Here is a 19,015-nt window from a genome sequence, read left to right as displayed (position 1 = left end):
TACCGATCCCGCGACCTCCAGGAGCCCGTCGTGCCCGACCCCTACCGCCTCGACGACACCTCGCCGTCCCCCACTCCCGACGGCCACCCCATCCCGCCCCGGTACGACCCCCCGCCGTACCGGCCCGCCGGGGACGGCGGGCGCCTGCGGACCGCGCTGTGGCTGCTGCTGGCCCTGAGCGTCGCCGTCAACGCGCTCGCGTCGTTCGGCGTGCTGCCCCTGGTGGCCAGCATCGTCTCCGGAGTGGTCACCGCCGGCTGCGTCGCCGCGCTGATCACCCTGCACGTCCGCCGGCGATGACCGCCGCCCTGCGCCGGCCGGGCACCGACCCGGCCGCGCCCCAGGAGCCCGCCGTGGCGCTGCACGGGGTCACCAAGGTGCACCCCAACGGCGTCCGGGCCCTCGACGACGTCACGCTCGCCGTGCCGCGCGGCTCCTTCCTCGCGGTGATGGGCCCCTCCGGCTCGGGCAAGAGCACCCTGCTGCACTGCGCGGCGGGCCTGGACACCCCCACCGCCGGCGACGTGCTGCTCGACGGCACGGAGATCGGCCGGCTCGACGAGACCCGCCGGACAGAGCTGCGCCGCGACCGGATCGGCTTCGTGTTCCAGGCCTACAACCTGGTGCCGGCCCTGACCGTCGCGGACAACATCACCCTGCCGCTGCGGCTGGCCGGGCAGCGCCTGGACCACGAGTGGGTCCACTCCCTGGTCGAGCGGGTGGGGCTGACCGGCCGGCTCGGCCACCGCCCGACCGAGCTCTCCGGCGGGCAGCAGCAGCGCGCAGCGATCGCCCGGGCGCTCGTGGCCCGGCCCGCCGTCGTCTTCGCCGACGAGCCCACCGGCGCGCTGGATCTGCGCAGCGCCGGCGAGGTGCTCGGGCTGCTGCGCGACCTGGTCGACGAGCTGGGCCAGACCGTCGTCATGGTCACCCACGACCCCGCCGCCGCCGCCCGCGCCCACCGCGCGGTGGTGATGGCCGACGGTCGGGTCGTCGAGACGCACGAGGCCCCGGCCGCCGCCGGGCTGGCCGCCCGCCTCGCCGAGCTGGGGCGGTGAGCCCGGTGTTCGCGATCGCCCTCCGGATGACCCGCCGCCGGCTGGCCGCGCTCGTCGCGGTGGTCTGCGCGGTGCTCGGCGGGGCCGCCATCGTCACCGGCACCGGGGTGCTGGCCGAGTCCGGCCTGCGCTCGGAGCTGCCGGTCGACCGGCTGGCCGCCGCCGACGTGCTCGTCGCCGCCGACCAGACGGTGCGGTCGTCGGGGGAGCTGCCGGTCGCGCTGCCCGAGCGGGCCGGCGTGCCCGCAGACCTGGCCGGCCGCCTCGCCGGTCTGTCCGGCGTCACCGCCGCCGCCGGCGACCTCGCGTTCCCGGCCGCCGTGCTGACCGACGACGGCGACGTGGTCGGCGGCGACGCCCCCGCCGCCGTGGGCCACGGCTGGAGCTCGCTGCAGCTGCTGCCCGACCGGCAGGTGCGGGGCAGGCCGCCGGTCGGCTCGGACGAGGTCGCCGTCGACCCGGCCGTGGCCGCGGCCGCCGGCCTCGAACCGGGCGATCCGGTCCGCGTCGTCGCCGCGGGGCGGACGGCGGAGTACCGGGTGACGGCGGTGGCCGGGCCGGCCGGCGCGGGCGTGCTGTTCGCCGACGACGTCGCCGCACGGCTGGCCGGGCGCACCGGCACCGTCGACCTCGTCGGCCTGCGGGTCGAGCCGGGCGCCACGGACCGGGTCGCCGACGCCGTGCGCGCGCAGGTCGCCGACGCCGGCCTGGAGGTGGCGACCGGGGGCGACCGGGGGGAGCTGGTGCTGCCCGAGGCAGCCGCCGCCCGCAGCCTCCTCGTCGCGCTGGCCTCCTCGCTGGCCGGGGTGCCGCTGCTCGTCGTCGGGTTCGTCATCGCCGGCGCGCTGTCGGTGTCGATCGCCGGTCAGCGGCGCGAGCTGGCGCTGCTGCGCGCGGTCGGCACCACCCCGCGGCAGGTGCGCAGGCTGGTCGCGACCCAGGCCGGCCTGGCCGCCGCCGTCGCGCTGGTCCCCGGGATCGCGCTGGGCTACCTGCTCGCCGACCGGTTCCGTCGGCTCCTGGCCGGCACGGGCCTGATCCCCGAGCAGCTGCCGCTCACGTGGAGCCCGCTGCCGGCGCTGGCCGCCACGCTGCTGCTGCTCCTGGTCGTCCAGATCGCGGCCCGCGGCGCGGCGTGGCGGGTCTCGCGGGCGCCGGTCACCGCCGCCCTCGGGGAGAGCCGCACCGGGCCGGCGGTGCCGTCGGCGGTGCGCACCCGGATCGGCCTGGGGCTCCTGGTGGCCGCCCTTCCGCTCGCGGTGCTGCCGCTGCTCCTGCGCTCGCAGCTCGGTGCGGCGGGCACGTCGCTGGCCGGCATCGTCGGCGCCATCGGTCTGGCGCTGGCCGGGCCGGTGCTGCTGCGCCGGGTCACCGGCGGGCTGGCCCGCCGGCTCCCGGCGAGCACCTCCGCGCCGACCTGGCTCGCGGTGGCCAACCTGCACGGGTACGCACTGCGTTCGGCCGGCGCGGTCACCACGCTGGCGATGGCCGTGGTGCTCGCGCTGACCTACACCTCCTCGCACACCACGGTGGCCGCCGCCGTCACCGGGGAGGCCGAGGAGGCCACGTTGGCCACCGCGCAGGTCGTCGCCCCGGCGCTGGGCGGCATCCCCGAGGACGCGCTGACCGCCGTGCGGGCCACCCCCGGCGTCGAGGCGGCCGCACCCGTGCGCACCACCGCGGTGCTGTGGTCGCAGCGCCTGCTCGGCGAGGTCACTGTCGAACCGCAGGGTGCGCTGGTGCTCACCCCCGCCGCGCCCGAGGTGCTCGACCTCGACGTCCGGGCCGGCAGCTTGGCCGGGCTGACCGGCGACACGGTCGCGCTGGGCACCGAGGCGGCGCGCGCCCGCGACGCCGGTGTCGGCAGCCGGGTGCGGCTCACCCTCGGTGACGGTGCCGAGGTGACGGCACGGGTGGTCGCCGTCTACGACCGCACGCTCGGCCTCGGCGCCGTCGTCCTCTCCTCGGACCTGGCCGCCGGGCACACCACCAGCGACCTCGCCGACCAGCTCCTGGTCCGCACCGACGGCAGCGCCGCCGCCGACCGGGCCCTGGCCGAGGCGGTCGCGGCCCGACCGGGCCTGGTGCTGGCCGATGCCGCCGCCGGAACGGCGCGAGCGGTGCCGCCGGAGACGTGGGTCAACCTCGCGGTGGTCGGCGTGCTGCTGGGCTACGTGCTGCTCGGCGTCGCCAACTCGCTGGTCGCCGCCACCGCCCAGCGCCGCGAGGAGCTGGCCACCCTGCGGCTCAGCGGCACCACGCCGGCCCAGCTGCGGGCCATGGTGCGGTGGGAGGCCGGGTTCATCTCGGCCGCCGCCGTCCTCGCCGGGGTCCTGGTCTCGGCCGTGCCGCTGGCGCTGCTGGGCCTGGGGTTCCTCGACCGGCCCTGGCCGGCCGGGCCCTGGTGGCTGCTGCCCGCAGCGGCCGTCGTCGTCACCGCGATCGCGGTCGCCGGCATCGGGCTGCCGGCCCGCTCGGCGCTGCGCACGCCACCGACGGCGGCGCTGACCGGCGCGGGATAGCCGTACCGCCCTGGAGACGTCGGTCGGTCCCCGGGGCCCTCGTCGGCAGGGACCTCCGGCCCGGTAGTCGGGACCCTCGGCCCTCTCGCGGGACCGCTCCCCGCGACCAGCATGGAAGCGGGTCCGGGAGAGGACCCGGTCCGGGCGCCGCTGGTGCCCGACCACCGAGCAGAGGGAGTGGTCATGAGCGTCGACGTGCAGCAGCGTCCGGGCACGGCGGAGCGGCCTGTGGTCGGGCAGCGTCCGGCCGTGGACCGCGCCGAGGTGCGGTCCTCCCCGCCCGCGGAGAAGCGCGGCCCGGAGTACCGCGGCTGGTTGTGCGCCCTCGACGTCGTCGTCGCGGCGACGATCGTCTTCACCGCCATGATCGTGCTCACGATGCTGGCCGGAGGCGACGGCTACCTGCAGTGATCTTTGGGGGGCCGGCCGACCAGGTCGAGCACGCCCGTGACTCCGCCCGCGGGTGGCGGGAGCAGCACGGGCGTGGCGGCGGCCGCCGAGGCGGCTGACCGACCCGACCGGTCGGGTCGGCCAGCCGTGGCCGCCCCCGGGTTCAGCCGCCCCGCTCGACCTCGGCCTGCACGACGCCCCGCACCGCGCGCAGCAGCGACTCGTCGGAGGTGTCGCCGTTCGAGAGGGCGGTACGCGCCTGGTCGTCCAGCAGGCTGCCGTCCACCGACTCGAGCCAGGTGACCTCTCCCTCGGCGCGGCGGCCGACCCGCAGGCCCTCGCCCTCCGGCGTCACCACGTACTCCTGGCCATCCACCTGGATCGTCATCTCGTCGCTCATGCACGGCCCCCTACCCCCGCGACCCCCGGTTCCACGCAGGGCGACCTGCGCCCGGGGAGGATGCGCGCATGGACGAGGAGTTCTGCGAGGTCGTGGTCACCGCCGCGGACGCCGACTGGCTGGCCGGCTACACCCGCACGCTGGTCGACGAGCGGCTGGCCGCCTGCGGGCACCACACCGCACCGATCCGGTCGGTGTACCGCTGGGAGGGGGCGGTGCAGGACGAGAGCGAGGCCCGGGTGGCCCTGCACACCCGCCGGGCGCTGGTGCCCCGGATCGTCGCGCGCACCCGGGAGCTGCACCCTTACGACGTCCCGTGCGTCATCGCCCTCCCGCTGGTCGGCGGCAACCCCGACTACCTGCGGTGGATCGCAGCGGAGACCGACTCCCCGTCCTGATTGGCTCTCCCCCTTTCCGGGGAGAACAGAGGAAGCTGGCTGCGGTAGGGATCACAGCTGCCGATGGAGGGGACGAGCGGCGCGCCAGCGGGCGCCCCGGGACCGGCGGAGGAGACGTGGCGCGAGGCGTGAGCCAGGGCGGGCTGCCGCTCGACGGCCGGGAGGGTGCCGCCTCCCGCGCCTCGGACGCCGCGCTCGTCGGCGCCGTGGTCGACGCCTTGCCGTCCCCGACCGTGCTGCTCGACCCGGACGGCGTGATCGTCATGGTCAACTCGGCCTGGGTCACCGCCGGGCTCGAGCACGGGCAGTCGATCCAGCCAGGTGCGAACTACTACGCCGAGGCGGTCGGTCTGGCCGACGACCCGGACGGCCGGGAGCTCATCACCGAGCTGCGCGAGCTGATCGCCGGCGAACGTTCGCGGGTGTCGATCGACCGTTCGCTGCCCAGCCCGGCCGGCAGCGGGCGGCTCTGGTTCCACGTGCAGGCCACCCGGGTGGGCGACCAGGGGCACGTCGTCGTCACCCACACCGACGTCACCGCGCGGGTGCGCGCCGAGCTGGCCTCGTCCTGGCAGGCCCGCCACGACCACCTCACCGAGCTGCCCAACCGCGCCTACCTGCACGAGCTCATCGACCGGGAGCTGCAGAAGCCCGACCGCCCGGCCCTCGCGGTGCTGTTCCTCGACGTCGACGGCTTCAAGGAGGTCAACGACTCCCTCGGCCACGAAGTCGGCGACGACCTGCTGCGCCAGATGTCGGCCCGGCTGCTCGAGGCCACCCGCAGCCAGGACACCGTGGGCCGGCTGGGCGGCGACGAGTTCGTGATCCTGTGCCGGGACTGCGGCACCGAGGGGGCGGACGCGCTCGCCACCCGGTGCCAGGCCGCCCTCGAGGTCCCGTTCGAGCTGGCGGGGCGCACGGTCACCCTGGGCGCCAGCATCGGCATCGCCGCCATCGGCCGCGGTGACCGTCGCAGGATCCGCTCGACCGATCTGGTCCGGGATGCGGACCTGGCCATGTACGCCGCCAAGGCGGCCGGGCGCGGTGGGATCCGGGTGTTCACCCCCGACCTGCGGCGGGCCGTGCAGGAACGGCTCCAGCTGGCCGGTGAGCTGCGCGAGGCCATCGAGCAGGGGCAGCTGGTGCTGCACTACCAGCCGGTGATGCACCTGGCGACGGGCGACTGCTCGGCGGTCGAGGCGCTGGTGCGCTGGCAGCACCCGGACCGCGGGCTGCTCGGGCCCGGGGAGTTCCTGCCGCTGGCCGCCCAGCACGGCCTGATCGTCCCGCTGACCCGCTGGGTCCTGCGCACCGCCGCCCGACAGGCCACCGTCTGGACCGCGGCGGGGCTGCCGCTGGTCCTGGGCGTCAACATCGAGGCCGAGCACTTCGCCACCGGCACGCTCGGCGCCGACGTCGCCACGGCTCTCACCGAGGCGGGGCTGCCGCCCGAGCGGCTGGTCGTGGAACTCACCGAGACCAGCGTGGCCGCCGACTTCGACTCGGCGGCCGCCCAGCTGGCCGCGCTGCGGATCACCGGCGTGGAGGTCGCCATCGACGACTTCGGCCGCGGGTTCTCCTCGCTGGGCCAGCTGGTCTCGCTCCCGGCCGGCGTCCTCAAGATCGACCGGAGCCTCGTCGTCGGCGTGGCCGGCCGGGCCCGGGAGTCCGCCGCCGCCATCGCCGCCGTCGTCGGGCTGGCGCAGGCGGTCGGCATGCGCACCCTCGCCGAGGGCGTCGAAACCGCCGGGCAGCTGGCCCTGGCGACCGAGCTGGGCTGCACCTTCGCCCAGGGCTTCCACATCGCCCGGCCGATGCCGGCGGAGGAGATCCCCGGCTGGATGGCCGACCACTGCGCGGGGCCGCCGCCGGCGCCCCTGCCCACCGGGGCCGGGGCGCTGGCCCGCGGCCTCGGACCCCCGACCTCCGGCTGACCGCCGCGGTCAGCCCGGCTCGCCGCGCGCCTTGCGCCGCACGATCACCACGATGTCCACCACGGCGACGGCCGCGGCGATGAACAGCAGCACGGCCGGCCAGGTGGGCAGGTCGTCGACCATCAGCCAACCCACACCGGCGAGCAGGCAGAACACGAGGCCGAAGATCGCCAGGGCCAGCCGCAGGGTGAGCGCCGACCGGGCCGGGCGCGCCCCGGCGAACCCGGCCGTGGGGTCGTGGTGGTCGGGCAGGCCGCGTGCGTAGTCCTCTCGCGAGCGAGGTCGGTTCGGATCGGTCATGGCATCCCTGCCTACCCGGGGCGGGGGCGCACTACCCTGGGTCGACGTGGCCTCCGCTGACTTCTCCGTCGTCCTGGACGAGCTCGACACGACCCTGAAGTCGATCGAGGCCGTCCTCGACGTCGACCGCATGCGCCGGGAGGTGGCCGAGCTCGAGCAGCAGGCCGCCGCGCCCGACCTCTGGGACGACGTCGAGGCCGCCCAGGCCCTCACCTCGAAGCTCTCCTACATGCAGGGTGACCTGCGCCGGGTGGAGGAGCTGCGCGGACGCCTGGAGGACGTCGGGCTGCTGCACGAGATGGCCGCCGAGGAGGGCGACGAGGCCACCACGGCCGAGGCGGAGCAGGAGCTGGCGAACCTGCGCAAGGCGATCGACGAGCTCGAGGTGCGCACCCTGCTCTCCGGCGAGTACGACTCCCGCGAGGCGCTGGTGACGATCCGGTCCGAGGCCGGCGGCGTCGACGCCGCCGACTTCGCCGAGATGCTCATGCGCATGTACCTGCGCTGGGCCGAGCGCCACAAGTACCCGACCGAGGTGCTCGACATCAGCTACGCGGAGGAGGCCGGCATCAAGTCGGCCACCTTCTCGGTCAAGGTGCCCTACGCCTACGGCACCCTGTCGGTCGAGCAGGGCACCCACCGGCTGGTGCGCATCTCCCCGTTCGACAACCAGGGCCGGCGGCAGACCTCGTTCGCGGGTGTCGAGGTGCTGCCCGTCGTCGAGCAGACCGACCACGTCGAGATCCCGGAGAACGAGATCCGGGTGGACGTCTTCCGCTCCTCGGGGCCGGGTGGGCAGAGCGTCAACACCACCGACTCCGCCGTCCGGATGACCCACATCCCGACCGGCATCGTCGTCTCCTGCCAGAACGAGAAGAGCCAGATCCAGAACCGCGCGGCCGCGCTGCGGGTGCTCCAGGCCCGGCTGCTCGTCGTCCGCCAGCAGGAGCAGAAGGCGGAGATGGACGCGCTCAAGGGGGAGGGCAGCAGCTGGGGCAACCAGATGCGCTCCTACGTCCTGCACCCGTACCAGATGGTGAAGGACCTCCGCACCGAGCACGAGACCGGCAACACCGCCTCCGTCCTCGACGGCGACATTGACGCCTTCATCGAGGCCGGCATCCGGTGGCGGCGCCAGCAGGAGGCTGTCGACGCCGCCTGAAGAAGGACCGCCCTTCCCCCTACGCCTCGCACGCTCGGCGCGGGCCCCTGGAGGACGGCCGTTCCGGCGCGGTCGGCGAGGTCACATTCCCGGGCGATCCGGAGCCGGTCTCAACCGTGCGTGACCGGGTGACCCGGCGGTTACCGCGCGACGGTGACACACCGCGAGAACGAGTCCGGAGCGTTCCGTGGCGAACGGGCCGGATACCCGGTTCGGACTAGTACCGTGGCGCCTCGTGATCGAATTGCAACACGTCACCAAGCTGTACCCGGCCGGCGGCCGGCCTGCGCTCGACGACGTGTCCACGGAGATCGACAAGGGCGAGTTCGTCTTCCTCATCGGGTCCTCCGGTTCGGGCAAGTCGACCTTCCTCCGGCTGCTGCTGAAGGAGGAGGACCCGACGTCGGGCACGATCGTGGTGAACGGCCAGACGCTCAACACCATGAGCAAGTGGAAGGTGCCCAAGCTCCGCCGCACCATGGGCTGCGTCTTCCAGGACTTCCGCCTGCTGCGCAACCGCACGGTGGCGCAGAACGTCGCCTTCGCCCTCGAGGTGATCAACAAGCCGCACCGCACCATCAAGCGGGTCGTCCCCGAGGTGCTGGAGATGGTCGGGCTGGAGGGGAAGGCCAACCGGCTCCCCGGCGAGCTCTCCGGTGGTGAGCAGCAGCGGGTCGCGATCGCCCGCGCGTTCGTCAACCGGCCGCTGGTGCTGCTGGCCGACGAGCCGACCGGAAACCTCGACCCGGAGACGAGCGAGGGCATCATGCTGCTGCTCGAACGGATCAACCGGACCGGCACCACGGTGGTCATGGCGACGCACGACTACCACATCGTCGACTCGATGCGCCGCCGCGTCATCGAGCTCAACGGGGGAGTCCTCACCCGCGACCAGTCGCGCGGTGTGTACGGCGTGGGCCGCTAGCAGCGCCCGCCGCGAGTCGTCCAACCAGGTGCCGACGACGTCGAGGCACCTGTCTCGCCTCGTGCACGAATCCAGATAGGGAATCCATTGCGCGTCAACTTCGTGCTCTCCGAGGTGGCCACCGGGCTCCGTCGCAACCTGACCATGACGGTCGCGATGATCCTGACCACGGCCATCTCGCTCGGACTCATGGGCACCGGCCTGCTCATCGCCGGGATGATCTCCGAGATGAAGGAGATCTACTACGACAAGGTGCAGGTCTCCATCTTCCTGGCCGACGACGTCACCGACGAGCAGCGGCAGGCGATCCAGAGCGAGCTGGAGTCCTCCGACGAGGTCCGGAGCTTCATCTACGAGTCGCGCGAGGAGGCCTACGAGCGCTTCCAGCAGCAGTTCAGCCAGCAGCCGGAGCTGGTGGCGAACACCCCGCCGGACGCGCTGCCGGAGAGCTTCCGCGTCGAGCTGGTGAACCCCGAGCGCTACGAGGTGATCGCCGCCCAGTTCCCCAACGGGGAGGCCGGCGTCGACCAGGTGCGGGACGAGGGCGAGTTCCTCGACCGGCTGTTCAGCCTGCTTAACGGCGCCCGCAACGCGACGATCGCCGTCGCGGTCGTGCAGGCGCTGGCGGCTCTGCTGCTGATCTCCAACACCATCCAGCTCGCGGCGTTCAACCGGCGCAACGAGACCAACATCATGCGGCTGGTCGGCGCCTCCCGCTGGTACACCCAGCTGCCGTTCATCCTCGAGGCGGCGATCGCGGGCCTCATCGGTGGGCTCCTCGCCGCCGGCGGGCTGATCCTGACCAAGGTGCTCTTCATCGACCGGACCCTCTCCGGCCCGATCCGGGCGGGCATCATCCCGCCGGTCGAGTGGAGCGCGATCATCACCAACAGCGTGGTCGTCACCGGCGTCGGCGTCGCGCTGGCCGCCATCGCCGCCTTCGTCACCCTGCGGCTGTACGTCCGGATGTAGCCGGCGCTGCCCTCTCGTCGAGATCGCGGGATCTCGGCGTCTCCGGGGCACGATCGGCGGCGGCGGTAACCTGGTCCCATGCCGCGTGAGACCGGGCGCAAGCTGATCGCCCAGAACAAGAAGGCGCGGCACGACTACTCGATCCTCGACACCTACGAGGTGGGCCTGGTGCTCACCGGCACCGAGGTGAAGAGCCTGCGGGCCGGCCGTGCCTCGCTCGTCGACGGGTTCGCCTCGATCGACGACGGCGAGGTGTGGCTGCAGCACGTGCACATCCCCGAGTACGTGCAGGGCACCTGGACCAACCACGCCCCGCGCCGCAAGCGCAAGGTGCTCATGCACCGCGAGGAGATCGACAAGCTGATGGGCAAGACCCGCGAGGGCGGCCTGACGCTGGTGCCGCTGGACCTGTACTTCAAGGACGGCAAGGTCAAGGCCACCCTCGCGCTCGCCAAGGGCAAGAAGTCCTACGACAAGCGGCACGACCTCGCCGAGCGCGACTCGCGCCGGGAGATCCAGAAGGCGTTCGGCCGCTACGTGAAGGGCCGTCGCTGACGAACGGGCGTCGCCGAAAACCGGTTGAGCGGCCCGGAACACTCGGGCCGTGCGGATGACCTTCCAGCGGATGGCAGACCGCCGGCCGGTCGAGACCCTGGTCGAGCGGGACGACGGCGTCGTGTTCGCCATGCGGGGTGCCGGGGGCGGAGCCGACCTGCCGCACGACCTGGTGCACGCCGTCGTCGAGACGGCGCTGCCGCTGCACGACGGCGTCTGGGGCTGCGTCGCCGACGGCGTGGTGTGGGGCAGCATGCGGCACGTGTCTGGCCGCCGGCCGCCGCATTCCGCCGAGCGGTCCGACCGGCTGAAGCGGGAGCGGACCGAGGCCGTGCAGCGTGCGGAGACCGTCGCGGACGTCGTCGGCCGGCTGGCCCGGGGCGAGGAGGTGCTGCGCGCCCACGTCGCGGCCGCGGGTCTCCCGCGTGACCGGGTCGAGGCCGCCGTCCGAGCCGCGCGGGAGGCGGCCCGCCGGTGGGCCGCGCTGCCGGTCGGGGAGCAGTGGGTGGTCGAGTGGCCGGCCGGTGGACGGCGTCCCGGGACGGGCGGGCGGCGACGCTGACGGGGCGCGCATACGGTGAGCGCATGAGAGGCATCGCGTACGACCGGTTCGGGGGCGTGGACGTCCTGCAGCTGCGGGACGACCTTCCCGAGCCGCCGGTCGGCCCGGACACGGTGCTGGTGCGCACCCGGGCCGCGGGCGTCAACCCGGTCGACATCGGCATCCGCGAAGGCGGCCTGTCCGCCTTCTTCCCGCACAACTTCCCGATCGTCCCGGGCTGGGACCTCGCCGGGGTCGTCGAGGCCGTCGGCCCCGCGATCGTCGACTTCAAGCCCGGTGACGAGGTGTTCGGCTACCTGCGGCGCGACGACGTCCAGTGGGGGACGGCGGCCGAGCTCGTCCCCGCACCGCAGCGCTGCCTGGCGCACAAGCCCGAGTCCCTGTCGTTCACCGAGGCCGGCGGCGTGCCGCTGGCCGGCCTGACCGCCTACCAGGCGCTCACCGAGGCGCTCCGCGTCGGCGAGGGCGACCGCGTGCTGGTGCACCGGGCCGCCGGTGGGGTCGGCTTCTTCGCCGTGCAGATCGCCGTCGCGCTCGGCGCGCACGTCATCGGCACCGCGAGCCCCCGCAACCACGGCTTCCTCCGCGAGGCCGGCGCCGCCGAGGTGCTCGACTACTCGGCGGGCCCGATCAGCGAGCAGCTCACCGACAAGGTGGACGCCGTGCTCGACCTCAACGGCGGGGACACGCTGGCCGACGCGCCGCAGCAGGTGCGCGACGTCGCCCGCATCGCCAGCGTCGTGGACCCCTCGGTCAACGACATGGGTGGGCGCTACGTCTTCGTCCGCCCGGAGCGGCACGACCTGGAGGAGCTGGCCCGCATGGCCGACGCCGGTCAGCTGCGGGTGGCGGTCGCCAAGGCGTTCCCGCTGGAGCAGACGGCCCAGGCCCACGAGCTCGTCGCCGGCGGGCACGTGCGCGGCAAGGTCGTCGTCACGGTCCCGTGAGCACCGTCCAGCCCCCGGCGGACGACGCCGACGTCCCGCGGTACTGGCGAGAGCTGGGTCTGCCCGGGCTGGTCGACGTGCACGTGCACGTCCTGCCCGAGCGGGTGCAGGCGAAGGTGTGGCAGTACTTCGAGGCCGCAGGCACCCACTACGGGGCCGATTGGCCGGTGGCCTACCGGCTGCCCGAGGAGGAGCGGCTCGCCGTCCTGGCGCGGCTCGGGGTGCGCGCCTTCCCGACGCTGCCGTACCCGCACAAGCCCGGCATGGCCGCCTGGCTCAACGAGTGGTCGGCCGAGTTCGCCGCGGAACGCCCGCAGGTGCTGCAGTCGGCGACGTTCTTCCCCGAGGCGGGCGTCGACGGCTACGTCGCCACCGCCCTCGACCGCGGCGCGCGGATCTTCAAGGTGCACGTGCAGGTCGGCGCCTTCGACCCGCGGGACCGGCTGCTCGACGACGTCTGGGCGCGGCTGGAGGAGACCGGCACCCCGGTGGTCATCCACTGCGGCTCGGGCCCGCTGGCCGGCGAGCACACCGGCCCGGTGCCGATGCAGGGGTTGCTCGAGCGGTTCCCGCAGCTCCAGCTGGTGATCGCCCACCTGGGCATGCCGGAGTACCGGGAGTTCCTCGACCTGGCCGAGCGCTACGAGCGGGTCCACCTGGACACCACGATGTTCGCCACGGACTTCACCCAGCGGCTGATGCCCTTCGACCTGGCGGACCTCCCGCGGCTGGCCGCGCTGCGGGACAAGGTGCTCCTCGGCAGCGACTTCCCGTCCATCCCGTATCCCTACGCCCACCAGCTGGCTGCGCTGCACCGGCTGGACCTGGGGGAGGAGTGGCTGCGCGCCGTCCTGTGGCACAACGGGGCCCGGCTGTTCACGATCGAGGCGTGACCCCGAGCATCCGCCTGACGGCGACCGTCCTCGGCACCCCGGACCCGCAGGGGCTGGCCCGCTTCTGCCAGTGCCTGCTCGGCTGGCCGATCCGCGACGACGATCCGCAGTGGGCCACGCTGCGGCCCGAGGACGGCGGCCCGGGGCTGTCGTTCCAGCGGGAGGACGACCACGTGCCGCCCGTGTGGCCACCGCAGCCGGGCGCCCAGCAGATGCAGCAGCACCTGGACTTCCAGGTCGACGACCTCGACGCCTTCACCGCGGTGGCGGAGCAGGCCGGTGCGCGCCGGGTCGGCGGGCACACCGACGCGGAGGAGGACGTCCGCGTCTTCACCGATCCGGCCGGCCACCCGTTCTGCCTGTTCGTGCGGCTCCGGTAAATCGGCTCGCGCCGGGCCGGGCCGACTGCCTAGCCTCGGCCCTCGTGCCCGCGCTCCCCGCCGTCCCCGACGGCTGCACCGCCCGCCCCCTGCGCACCGACGACGCCGCGGCGGTCGCCGAGCTGCTCGTCGCCGCCGAACCGCTCGACGACTCCGGCGAGTTCCCCGACGCCGACGACATCGGTGACGAGTGGACCGGCTGGGGCGTCGACCCCGGGCGGGACGGGATCGCCGTCTGCGACGCCGACGGCGCCCTCGCCGGCGTCGCGGTCGTCTCCGCGAGCCCCACCTTCCGGGACGCCTTCCGGATCGTCCTCGACGGACGGGTGCGCCCCGACCAGCGGGGCCGCGGGATCGGCGCCGCCCTGCTGGACTGGCAGCTCGCCCGCGGGGCGGAGGTGCACGGCGAGCGGCACCCCGAGGCGTCGGCGCGGCTGGTGGTGGGCGTGCTCGGCAGCCAGCCGGCCCTGGAGCGCCTGGTGCAGGGGCGCGGGCTGACCGCGGAGCGCTGGTACCGCACCATGGAGCGGCAGCTCACCGACCTCCCCGAGGCGCGGGAGGTCCCGGGTGTCGAGCTCGTCCCGTTCCAGTGGGACCGCGACGACGAGGTGCGCCGGGCGCACAACGCGGCGTTCACCGAGCACCACGGCTCCAGCGAGCGCGACGAGGCATCGTGGCAGCGCCTGTTCACCGGCGCGCGGGCCTTCCGGCCCGATCTGTCGGTGCTCGCCGTCGAGGACGGCGCGGTGCAGGGCTACGTGCTCGGCTACGTCTACGAGGCCGACACCCGGGCGAAGGGGCACCGCGAGGTGGTCCTCGGCCAGATCGGCGTGCTGCCCGCCGCCCGGGGGCGGGGCGTGGCGGCGGCGATGATCGGCCGCAGCCTGGCGGCAGCCGCCGCGCACGACTGCCAGGCCGCCGTCCTCGACGTCGACAGCGACAACGTCACCGGCGCGCTGCGGCTCTACGAGAGCCTCGGTTTCCGGACGGTCCGCGCGAAGGCCGCCTGGTCGCTCTCCCGCCCGCCGGTGGTGGCTGGCTAGGGTTCGGCGCATGGTCAGCGCCGAGCAGTCCGCGCCCGTCTTCGATCCCGCCCTCGTCGGCCGCGCCCACCGCGCGATCGACCCGCTGCACTCGCAGCTGTACTTCGCCCCGGAGCAGGACGAGCACCTCGGTGCGGTCGGCCTGCGGCCGGGCCGGATGGTCTACTTCGCCGGGCGGGCCGCGGCCATGGGCGCCGTCGGCGCGGGGGTCGTGACGGCGACCTTCTACAACTTCGCGCCCTCGCTGGTGGCGCACATGATCCCGCGCGCGTGGTCGCTGGCGACGCCCGAGCAGGTGCTCGCCGCCCGCCTGGACGCCGCCCGCGCCTCCCTCACCCGCCTGCTCGGCGAGGAGACCGCCGGGAGCCCCGAGGTGGCCGAGCTGGCCGGGCTGCTCCGCGAGGCCTGCGCCGGGCTCAGCGCGGAAGGCCGGCCGCTGTACGCCGGGCACGCCGACCTGCCGTGGCCGGAGGAGCCGCTGCTGGCGCTGTGGCACGGCGCCACGCTGCTGCGCGAGCACCGCGGGGACGGGCACGTCGCCGTCCTGGTGCACGCCGGGCTGTCCGGGCTGGAGGCCCTGATCACGCACTGCGCCACCGGCCGGGGGTTCACCGTGCCCGCGGCCAAGGCGACCCGCGGGTGGAGCGACGAGCAGTGGGCGGCCGGGTGCGCGGCGCTGGCCGACCGCGGGCTCCTCGACGACGCCGGCCTGACCGAGGAGGGCGCCGAGCTGCGCGCCCGCATCGAGGTGCAGACCGACGCCCTCGCCGCCGATCCGTGGCTGTCGCTGGGCGCGGAGAAGACCGCCCGCGTGGTCGAGCTGGGCAAGGGGCTGTCGCGCGTGATCACCGCCAACGGGGCGTTCGGCCAGGGCATCTTCGGCCGCGGCTGAGCCGGCGCCGCCCTGCTGCGTCACCGTTCAGGGACCAGTGCGTTCTCCAGGTCGCTGAGCGGTGGTCGCGGCCCTAAGGTCATGCCGCCGGAGCCGTCCTGAGGGGGGCGTCATGACGTCGACCGAGCGATCGCAGGGGGCGGTCCAGGCGGCCGCCCACGGCCGGGGGGCGGCGCAGCGCACCGACGTCGACGCCGCCTTCCGCGGCAGCGCCACCTACCGCAGCCTGGGGGAGCAGCAGCTCAGCCCGGCCGAGGAACGGTTCGAGAAGGGCCGGCGCACCGTCGGTCTGTTCCTCGCGCCGCTGGTCACCCTGGTCTTCGCGCTGGTCCCGCTCGACCTGCCGCGCGACCAGCACCTGCTCGCCGCGATCCTGCTCGGGGTCATCGTCCTGTGGATCACCGAGCCGGTGCCCATCCCCATCGGTGGCCTCATCGGCGTCGCCGCGATCGCCGTGCTCGGGGTGGTGCCGGCCGACGACGCACTGGCGCCGTTCGGCTCGACGACGGTGTTCACCTTCATCGGCGCTTTCATCCTCGCCGCAGCCATGCTCAAGCACGGGGTGGCCCGGCGCTTCGCGATGTTCATCCTGTCGCTGACGTGGGTCGGTGCCTCGACCGCCCGGGTCGTGATCGCCTTCGGGTTCATCACCGCGGTGCTGTCGGCGTTCGTGTCCAACACCGCCACCGTCGCGATGCTGCTGCCCACGGCGATCGGCATCCTGTCGGTGATCGCCAAGCTGCTGCAGGACAAGGAGCTGGTGAAGCCGGACTTCGACCCGCTCCGGCTGCGCGTCGGCGTCGCCCTGATGCTGATGCTGGCCTACGGCGCGGGCGTCGGGGGCCTGCTCACCCCGGTCGGCAGCCCGCCCAACCTGATCGGCCGCGGGCTGATCGAGGAGGCGACCGGGGAGCGGATCGGCTTCCTCGACTGGATGCTCATGGCGCTGCCGATCTGCGCGCTGATGTTCGTCGCGCTCACGGTCGTGCTGCTGCTGATCAACAAGCCGGAGATCAAGCGGATCGAGGGCGTGCACGAGTACGTCCAGAAGGAGCGGGCCGAGCTCGGCCCCTTCTCCGGCGCCGAGCGCAACACCCTGATCGCCTTCGGCGTCACCGTGGCGCTGTGGATCTTTCCCGGCGTCATCGCGCTGACCGCGGGCACCGAGTCGGAGCTGTACGCGACGCTCGGCGACCGGCTCGACGAGGGCATCGTCGCCGTCCTCGGGGCCTCGCTCCTGTTCCTGCTGCCCACCGACTGGAAGCGCCGGGAGTTCACCCTCAACTGGAGCGACGCGGCCACCATCGACTGGGGCACGATCCTGCTGTTCGGCACCGGGATCATCTTCGGCTCGCTGCTGGCCGACACCGGCCTGGCGGAGACGATCGGCCAGGCGTCGGCCGACGGGCTCGGCCTGACCAGCACGCTGGCGATCACCGTGTTCGCGGTGATCCTGGCGATCATCATCAGCGAGACGACGTCGAACACGGCGTCGGCCGCCGTCGTCGTCCCGATCATCATCCCGGTGGCCGTGGCCGCGGGGATCAACCCGTTCGTCCCGGCGCTGGCGGCGACCTTCGCGGCCTCCTTCGGCTTCATGCTCCCGGTCTCCACGCCGCAGAACGCGATCGTGTACGGCTCCGGCGTCGTGCCGATCACCAAGATGATCCGGTCGGGCATCTCCTTCGACGTCCTCGGCGCGATCCTCATCGTGCTGCTGCTCCCGCTGCTGGTCGACCTGGTCCTGGGCGCCGTCGGCTGACCGGCGCGGCCACCCGGTTCACCCGTGTGGGCGAGGACACGGCCCGCGCTCCCGTGCCCGCGTGGGAGGATGGACGATGGCCGAGATCAGGGGCGCGAGCAGCCCGGAGCCGGGAGGGGGGACGCCGTGCGAAGTGAGCCTCCCAGTACCGGTCCCCAGGTCCTCCCCGCCCGCTGAGGCGCCCCTCCCCGCTGGGAGGTCGCGAGGACCGCACCGGTGCCCACCGCCGTCCCCTCGCTCCGGGAGTCCGTCATGGCCGAGCGTCGCCGTGCGCCGCTGACCGCACTGTCCACCCTCGCCCGCCGTCCGCGGCTCGAGCTCTTCCCGCCCGTCCGGCAGCCGGCCCCGCCGGCTACGGGGGCGACGTCGGTGTCGGCCCTGGTGTCCGAACCGTCGCGGATCGTCGACAACGCCGTCTACTCCGACGGCCGGCGCGTGGCCACGCCCGACTCACCTGCCGAGAGCCGGGAGGAGCTCGCGCTCGGCGAGGACCGGCTGGCCTGGCTGGGGCTCTACCGGCCGGAGCCCGGGGAGCTCGGCGCGCTGGCCGAGCTGTTCGACCTGCCCGAGCTCGCCGTCGAGGACGCGATCAAGGCCCACCAGCGGCCGAAGTTCGAGCGCTACGGCAGCACGCTGTTCGTCGTGCTCAAGGCGGCGCGGTACGTCGACGCGCTGGAGGAGGTGGAGTTCGGGGAGCTGCACCTGTTCCTCGGGCCCGACTTCGCGATCACGGTGCGGCACAGCGAGTCCCCCGACCTGGCCCGGGTGCGCCGCCGGCTGGAGAGCGATCCCGCGCTGCTGGCCAAGGGCAGCGAGGCGGTGCTGTACGCAGCCCTCGACGCGGTCGTCGACGGGTACGGGCCGGTGGTCGAGGGCCTGGCCAACGACATCGACGAGATCGAGACCCAGGTGTTCGGCGGCGACCCCGGGGTCTCGCGGCGCATCTACGAGCTGTCGCAGGAGGTGCTGGAGTTCCAGCGCGCGGCGCAGCCCCTGACCGGCATCATCGCCGCGATCACCGCCGGTTTCGACAAGTACGGCGTGGACGAGGAGCTGCGCAGCTACCTGCGCGACGTCGCCGACCACGTGGTGCAGGTCAACGAGCGGGTGGAGGGCTTCCGCCTGCAGCTGCGCGACATCCTCACCGTGAACGCCACCCTGGTGGCGCAGCGGCAGAACGAGGAGATCCGCGAGCTCACCGAGACGAGCATCGCGCAGGGCGAGGAGGTCAAGAAGATCTCCGCCTGGGCGGCCATCCTGTTCGCCCCGAGTCTGGTGGGCGGCGTCTACGGCATGAACTTCGACCACATGCCCGAGCTCGACGAGGTGTGGGGCTACCCGTTCGCGCTGCTGCTGATGTTCGGGGTCAGCCTCACGCTGTACCTGGTGTTCAAGCGGCGCGACTGGATCTGAAAGAGGACCTGTCCTCCTCGTCCCTCGCGAGCTCGCGACGAGCCTCTGGACGGGGCCGCGGTGTGGGGGGGGAACAACCGGCTGGACCGGGCCGTTACCCTGACTGCACAACTACACAGGGGGTGATTGGTCTCGACTTCGGTCGGGTGTCCAGGGGAAGCGAGCCGAGGAAGGCAACGATGAGCTCGTTAACCATGCGTTGCAAAACACACAAGCGCCGACTCCAGTCAGCGCGACTTCGCTCTCGCTGCCTAAGCAGCAGGAGTGAGTCTGTCAGCCCGGGTTCGTCATCGGCCCGGATCCTGGCATCAGCTAGATGACTCACCATGAGCGCCGGTCGCGGGCGTTCATGGGACACCTCACAGCGACTGGGCCCGTCACATCGACTTGTTCGCGAGATCGATGGGGTCAAGCAGAGGCAGTAGCGAACTGCGCTCGGAGAAGCCCTGGATATGCGTCGAAGGACGCGGGTTCGATTCCCGCCACCTCCACCCCTGAAGCTCCACC

Annotated in this window: 20 protein-coding genes and 1 other RNA gene; 19 read left to right on the top strand and 2 right to left on the bottom strand. The window is 73.7% G+C overall.

The annotated features are described in order from the left end of the window. Window positions 1-30: 30 nt before the first annotated feature. From ACI8AG_RS09495 to ACI8AG_RS09480, 4 genes are all read left to right on the top strand, one after another. The gene (locus ACI8AG_RS09495) at window positions 31-300 is read left to right on the top strand and encodes a hypothetical protein (RefSeq protein WP_456594300.1); all 270 of its coding nucleotides are present in this window, start codon (window positions 31-33) and stop codon (window positions 298-300) included. Continuing rightward, window positions 297-1,058, top strand: coding sequence for an ABC transporter ATP-binding protein (locus ACI8AG_RS09490; RefSeq protein ID WP_456596833.1), 762 nt, complete (start codon window positions 297-299; stop codon window positions 1,056-1,058). Before ACI8AG_RS09495 ends, ACI8AG_RS09490 begins: the two co-directional genes overlap by 4 nt. After that, window positions 1,055-3,580, top strand: coding sequence for an FtsX-like permease family protein (locus ACI8AG_RS09485; protein WP_456596832.1), 2,526 nt, complete (start codon window positions 1,055-1,057; stop codon window positions 3,578-3,580). Before ACI8AG_RS09490 ends, ACI8AG_RS09485 begins: the two co-directional genes overlap by 4 nt. Before the next feature lie 183 nt (window positions 3,581-3,763). Further along, window positions 3,764-3,991, top strand: coding sequence for a hypothetical protein (locus ACI8AG_RS09480; protein ID WP_456596831.1), 228 nt, complete (start codon window positions 3,764-3,766; stop codon window positions 3,989-3,991). A 142-nt stretch (window positions 3,992-4,133) separates the two neighbouring features. Here ACI8AG_RS09480 and ACI8AG_RS09475 read toward each other — a convergent pair whose 3' ends face one another. After that, entirely contained in the window at window positions 4,134-4,370 is a 237-nt protein-coding gene (locus tag ACI8AG_RS09475; RefSeq protein WP_456587368.1) for a hypothetical protein, read from the bottom strand. Window positions 4,371-4,438: 68 nt separating this feature from the next. Between ACI8AG_RS09475 and cutA the strand changes: the two genes are divergently transcribed. Together cutA and ACI8AG_RS09465 are read left to right on the top strand one after the other, a co-directional pair. Then, window positions 4,439-4,768, top strand: coding sequence for a divalent-cation tolerance protein CutA (cutA, locus tag ACI8AG_RS09470; protein ID WP_456596830.1), 330 nt, complete (start codon window positions 4,439-4,441; stop codon window positions 4,766-4,768). Between the two features lie 116 nt (window positions 4,769-4,884). Continuing rightward, window positions 4,885-6,702: a putative bifunctional diguanylate cyclase/phosphodiesterase gene (locus tag ACI8AG_RS09465; protein WP_456596829.1), complete on the top strand. Its 1,818-nt coding sequence runs from the start codon at window positions 4,885-4,887 to the stop codon at window positions 6,700-6,702. A 9-nt stretch (window positions 6,703-6,711) separates the two neighbouring features. On the opposite strand, the gene ACI8AG_RS09460 is transcribed toward ACI8AG_RS09465, so the two are convergent. Then, complete coding sequence (locus tag ACI8AG_RS09460) at window positions 6,712-7,002, bottom strand: DUF6343 family protein (RefSeq protein WP_456596828.1); 291 nt, start codon at window positions 7,000-7,002, stop codon at window positions 6,712-6,714. A gap of 46 nt (window positions 7,003-7,048) precedes the next feature. Here ACI8AG_RS09460 and prfB point away from each other — a divergent pair, with 46 nt between their 5' ends. From prfB to ssrA, 13 genes are all read left to right on the top strand, one after another. After that, window positions 7,049-8,164, top strand: coding sequence for a peptide chain release factor 2 (prfB, locus tag ACI8AG_RS09455; RefSeq protein WP_456587372.1), 1,116 nt, complete (start codon window positions 7,049-7,051; stop codon window positions 8,162-8,164). A 235-nt stretch (window positions 8,165-8,399) separates the two neighbouring features. Continuing rightward, window positions 8,400-9,089: a cell division ATP-binding protein FtsE gene (ftsE, locus tag ACI8AG_RS09450; RefSeq protein WP_456587373.1), complete on the top strand. Its 690-nt coding sequence runs from the start codon at window positions 8,400-8,402 to the stop codon at window positions 9,087-9,089. A gap of 87 nt (window positions 9,090-9,176) precedes the next feature. Continuing rightward, on the top strand, window positions 9,177-10,061 hold the full coding sequence (ftsX, locus tag ACI8AG_RS09445; RefSeq protein ID WP_456596827.1) for a permease-like cell division protein FtsX: 885 nt from the start codon (window positions 9,177-9,179) through the stop codon (window positions 10,059-10,061). Between the two features lie 78 nt (window positions 10,062-10,139). Continuing rightward, on the top strand, window positions 10,140-10,616 hold the full coding sequence (gene smpB, locus ACI8AG_RS09440) for an SsrA-binding protein SmpB (RefSeq protein WP_456587375.1): 477 nt from the start codon (window positions 10,140-10,142) through the stop codon (window positions 10,614-10,616). A 49-nt stretch (window positions 10,617-10,665) separates the two neighbouring features. Continuing rightward, window positions 10,666-11,178 (top strand): hypothetical protein, encoded by a 513-nt coding sequence (locus tag ACI8AG_RS09435; RefSeq protein WP_456596826.1) that lies wholly within the window; start codon window positions 10,666-10,668, stop codon window positions 11,176-11,178. A gap of 23 nt (window positions 11,179-11,201) precedes the next feature. After that, a complete protein-coding gene (locus ACI8AG_RS09430) occupies window positions 11,202-12,125 on the top strand; it encodes an NADP-dependent oxidoreductase (RefSeq protein WP_456596825.1) in 924 nt (307 codons plus the stop codon). Next, window positions 12,122-13,018: an amidohydrolase family protein gene (locus tag ACI8AG_RS09425; protein WP_456596824.1), complete on the top strand. Its 897-nt coding sequence runs from the start codon at window positions 12,122-12,124 to the stop codon at window positions 13,016-13,018. Before ACI8AG_RS09430 ends, ACI8AG_RS09425 begins: the two co-directional genes overlap by 4 nt. Then, window positions 13,015-13,398, top strand: a complete 384-nt coding sequence (locus ACI8AG_RS09420; protein WP_456596823.1) for a VOC family protein — start codon at window positions 13,015-13,017, stop codon at window positions 13,396-13,398. The genes ACI8AG_RS09425 and ACI8AG_RS09420 overlap by 4 nt, the downstream gene beginning before the upstream one ends. Window positions 13,399-13,442: 44 nt before the next feature. Next, window positions 13,443-14,441: a GNAT family N-acetyltransferase gene (locus ACI8AG_RS09415; protein WP_456596822.1), complete on the top strand. Its 999-nt coding sequence runs from the start codon at window positions 13,443-13,445 to the stop codon at window positions 14,439-14,441. 10 nt (window positions 14,442-14,451) lie between these two features. Beyond that, window positions 14,452-15,333 carry an SCO6745 family protein gene (locus ACI8AG_RS09410; protein WP_456587381.1) on the top strand — a complete coding sequence of 294 codons (882 nt, stop codon included), beginning with the start codon at window positions 14,452-14,454 and terminating at the stop codon, window positions 15,331-15,333. 112 nt (window positions 15,334-15,445) lie between these two features. Next, window positions 15,446-17,095 (top strand): SLC13 family permease, encoded by a 1,650-nt coding sequence (locus ACI8AG_RS09405; RefSeq protein ID WP_456587382.1) that lies wholly within the window; start codon window positions 15,446-15,448, stop codon window positions 17,093-17,095. Window positions 17,096-17,311: 216 nt separating this feature from the next. Next, on the top strand, window positions 17,312-18,508 hold the full coding sequence (locus ACI8AG_RS09400; protein WP_456596821.1) for a CorA family divalent cation transporter: 1,197 nt from the start codon (window positions 17,312-17,314) through the stop codon (window positions 18,506-18,508). A 118-nt stretch (window positions 18,509-18,626) separates the two neighbouring features. Then, window positions 18,627-19,002, top strand: a transfer-messenger RNA (tmRNA) gene (ssrA, locus tag ACI8AG_RS09395). Window positions 19,003-19,015 lie beyond the last annotated feature (13 nt).

This window comes from Blastococcus sp. SYSU DS0552 (assembly GCF_054050815.1).
This window is presented reverse-complemented; position numbering and strand designations above follow the sequence as displayed.